Origin of the sequence: Microtetraspora niveoalba (assembly GCF_001570405.1) — a bacterium.
Lineage (GTDB): Bacteria > Actinomycetota > Actinomycetes > Streptosporangiales > Streptosporangiaceae > Microtetraspora > Microtetraspora niveoalba.
In genome coordinates this window covers 1-3,903 of record NZ_BBYM01000083.1, presented here as the reverse complement: position 1 = coordinate 3,903, position 3,903 = coordinate 1, and the positions used below count along the sequence as shown (strand labels likewise).

Below are 3,903 nucleotides of genomic sequence, written 5' to 3'. Positions count from 1 at the left end.
GGTCGGGGATGCGTCGTATGCGCCTCGGGGTGGGTTCCTGCACGACGCGCCGGACTTCGACGCGGGGTTGTTCGGTATTTCGCCGCGTGAGGCGTTGGCGATGGATCCGCAGCAGCGGTTGTTGCTGGAAGCGGCGTGGGAAGCCTTCGAGTCCGCGGGTGTGGTGGCGACGGAGCTGCGGGGCACCCCGACCGGTGTATTCATCGGGGCATACGCCTCGAACTACGGCATGGGTTCCCAGATGCCGGCCGGTACGGAAGGGCATCTGCTGACCGGGACGGCGATGAGCGTGGTCTCGGGCCGGGTCGCCTACACGTTCGGGTTGGAGGGGCCGGCGGTCACGGTGGACACGGCCTGCTCCGCCTCACTCGTCGCTTTGCACCTGGCCGGGCAGGCGCTCCAGCGTGGTGAGTGCGAGCTGGCGCTGGCCGGGGGTGTGGCGGTGCTGGCCAGTCCGAGTCTCTTCGCGGAGTTCGATCGGCAGGACGGTCTGGCTTCGGACGGCCGGTGCAAGGCGTTCGGGGCCGGCGCGGATGGCACTGTCTGGTCCGAAGGTGTCGGTGTGCTTGTGCTGGAGCGGTTGTCGGACGCGCGGCGCAACGGCCACCGGGTGCTGGCGGTGGTGCGGGGCAGTGCGGTCAATCAGGATGGCGCGTCGAACGGGTTGACGGCGCCGAACGGTCCTTCGCAGCAGCGGGTGATCCGTCAGGCGTTGGCCAACGCCCGTCTTGAGCCCTCTGAGGTCGATGTGGTCGAGGCGCACGGCACCGGCACGAAGCTCGGTGACCCGATCGAGGCGCAGGCGCTGCTCGCCACCTACGGCCAGGAGCGGGACCACCCACTCTGGCTGGGGTCGATCAAGTCGAACATCGGGCACACGCAGGCCGCCGCGGGTGTCGCCGGTGTGATCAAGATGGTGCAGGCCATGCGGCACGGCGTGCTGCCCGCCACACTGCACGCGGACGAGCCGACCCCGCACGTGGACTGGTCCGCGGGTGCGGTGGAATTGCTGACCGAGGCCCAGCCATGGCCGGAGGTGGACCGGCCGCGTCGTGCGGGTGTGTCGTCGTTCGGCCTCAGCGGCACCAACGCGCACGTCATTCTGGAAGAACCGCCGGCCACGGAGCTCGCGGAGCCGGCGGCGGACGCTGAGGGGCCAGTGGTGTGGCCGCTGTCCGGGAAGACCGCAGCGGGACTTCGGGCCCAGGCCCGCTCTCTGCGTGACCATCTCGTCGCCGCCTCTGAACTGCATCCCGTGGATGTCGGCTGGTCGCTGGCCACCACCCGCGTTGCTCTGGACCATCGGGCGGTCGTCGTAGGAAGAGGCAGAGAGGACCTTCTCCAGCGGCTCGACCGGCTGGCAGCCGAGGAAACGGACTGGGACGGCCCTGAGCACGGCGGGCTCGCCTTCCTGTTCACCGGTCAGGGTTCGCAGCGGGCCGGGATGGGACAAGGCTTGTACGAGTCCTTCCCGGTGTTCGCCGATGCCTTCGATGCCGTCTGCGCGGAGCTGGATGTTCGGCTCGATCAGCCGGTCCGGGACGTGCTGGTCGACGGGGTCGATCTCGATCAGACGGTTCACGCGCAGGCGGCCTTGTTCGCGGTCGAGGTGGCATCGTTCCGGTTGCTGGAGTCGTGGGGCGTGCGCCCGGACTTCCTGCTGGGGCATTCGATCGGTGAGATCGCGGCGGCCCATTGCGCCGGGGTGTTGTCGCTGCCGGATGCGTGTGCGCTGGTTGCGGCGCGGGGCCGATTGATGCAGGCGCTCCCTGCCGGTGGGGCGATGCTGGCCGTGCAGGCGTCGGAGGCCGAGGTGGTCGAGGCGGTGGGCGGCCTGGTGGACGTCGCGGCGGTCAACGGCCCGGATTCGGTGGTCGTCTCGGGTGATGCCGGGGTGATCGAGGAGCTGGCGGCGCGGTGGGCTGCGGAGGGTCGTAAGACGAGCCGGTTGAGGGTGTCGCACGCGTTCCATTCGCGGCTGATGGAGCCGATGCTGGCGGAGTTCGCGGCGGTGTTGGAGACGCTGACGTTCGACGAGCCGCGGGTTCCGATCGTGTCGAACCTGACCGGCGAGGTGGCCGGGCCCGGGCTGCTCACGTCCCCGGCCTATTGGGTGCGGCAGGTGCGTGAGGCGGTGCGGTTCGCGGATGGGGTCGGGTGTCTGGGCGAGCGGGGTGTGTCCCGGTTTGTGGAGTTGGGCCCGGACGGTGTGCTCTGTGGGATGGCGCAGCGGTCGGTCGATGGGGCTGTGTTCGCGCCGGTGTTGCGCCGCGATCGGGATGAGGCGGAGACGGCCCTGGCGGCGCTGGGCCGGTTGTGGGCGGCCGGCGGCGACGTGGACTGGGCGTCCGTCCTGCCGGGTGGGCGTCGGGTGGAACTGCCGACCTACGCGTTCCAGCGTGAGCGGTACTGGCCGCAGCCGGCCGCCGGTGTGGGGGACGTGGCGGCGGTCGGCCAGATCGCGGCGGGGCATCCGTTGCTGGGGGCGGCGGTGGCGCTGGCCGGTGACGGTGGTGTGGTGCTGACCGGGCGGTTGTCGTTGGCGACGCATTCGTGGCTGGCCGATCACGCGATCCACGGGCAGGTGCTGGTGCCGGGGACGGCGCTGGCGGAGATGGCGTTGCGGGCCGGTGAGCAGGTGGGGTGCCTGACTCTACGGGAGCTCGTTGTGCAGGCGCCGCTACAACTCCCACCACACGGCGGGGTGCAGGTCCAGGTTCACGTGGCCGCCCCGGGTGAGGATGGCGAGCGCCGGGTGGAGATCCACTCCCGGCCGGACGCGGGCGAGGACGGGCCGTGGGTCTGCCACGCGGCCGGTGTGCTTGCCGAAGACGACGCCACTATCGGGCTTGCCGGTGAAGGGCTCGATCTTGCGGTGTGGCCGCCGCTGGGTGCGGTGGCGGTGCCGCTGGACGGTTTCTACGACGCTCTTGAAGAGGCCGGGTACGGCTACGGCCCGGTGTTCCAGGGGTTGCGGGCGGCGTGGCGTGATGGTGAGCGGGTGTTCGCCGAGGTCGCGTTGCCGGAGGACGTGATAGCGGAGGCCGGCGGGTTCGGTGTGCATCCGGCGTTGCTGGACGCGGCGTTGCATGTCAGCGGGCTCGTTGCCGCCGGTGGTCAGGGGACACGGTTGCCGTTCGCGTGGACGGGCGTGCGGTTGCATGCCGCCGGAGCCTCGATGCTTCGGGTGGCCATGACCGCGGTCGGTGACGGTGTCGAGATCCGGACCGCGGACATGACCGGTGCACCGGTCGCATCCGTCGAGTCCCTGGTCATGCGTGAGGTGTCGCCTGAGGCATTGCGGCCTGCGGAGGATGTGGCGTCGGACGCGCTGTTCGCGGTGGACTGGGTGCCTCTGGTGGGATCGGCCGCCACGGAGTTCGACACCTCGGACTGGGTGGTGATCGGTGACGCCGAAGTCCTGACCGCGGGCCGGTTTGAGAGCCTCGCGGCGGTGGTGCAGGGCGGAGTCGCGCCGCCGGTGGTGGTGCTGCCGGTGGTGGAGCGGTGGGCCGGTGACGCGGGGCTGGTGCATGAGGTGGCCGGCTCGGTGCTGGCGGCGGTGCAGGCGTGGCTGGCGGAGGAGCGGTTCGCCGATTCCCGGCTGGTGGTGGTGACGCGTGGCGCTGTTTCGGTGGGCGCTGGTGACGTCGATCCGGTCGCGGCTGCGGTGTGGGGGTTGGTGCGGTCGGCGCAGACGGAGAACCCTGGCCGGATCGTGCTGGTGGATCTCGATGCGGCCGGTGATGTACCTGCGTCCGAGAGCTCGGTGCTGTCCGCGATCGGTGGCGTATGGGCGTCGATTGTGGCCGGTGATGAGCCCCAGGTCGCGGTTCGGGACAGTGGCGTGCCAGCGTCCATCGTGGCCGGTGAGGAGTCGCAGGTCTCGGTTCGGGGCAGTGG

At 70.7% G+C, this 3,903-nt stretch carries 1 protein-coding gene; it reads left to right on the top strand.

What is annotated here, in order from left to right; translation table 11 throughout:
• Positions 1-67: 67 nt before the first annotated feature.
• Positions 68-3,903: type I polyketide synthase (locus AWQ70_RS37070; RefSeq protein WP_373282428.1), on the top strand; the 3,836-nt coding region annotated here is incomplete at its 3' end.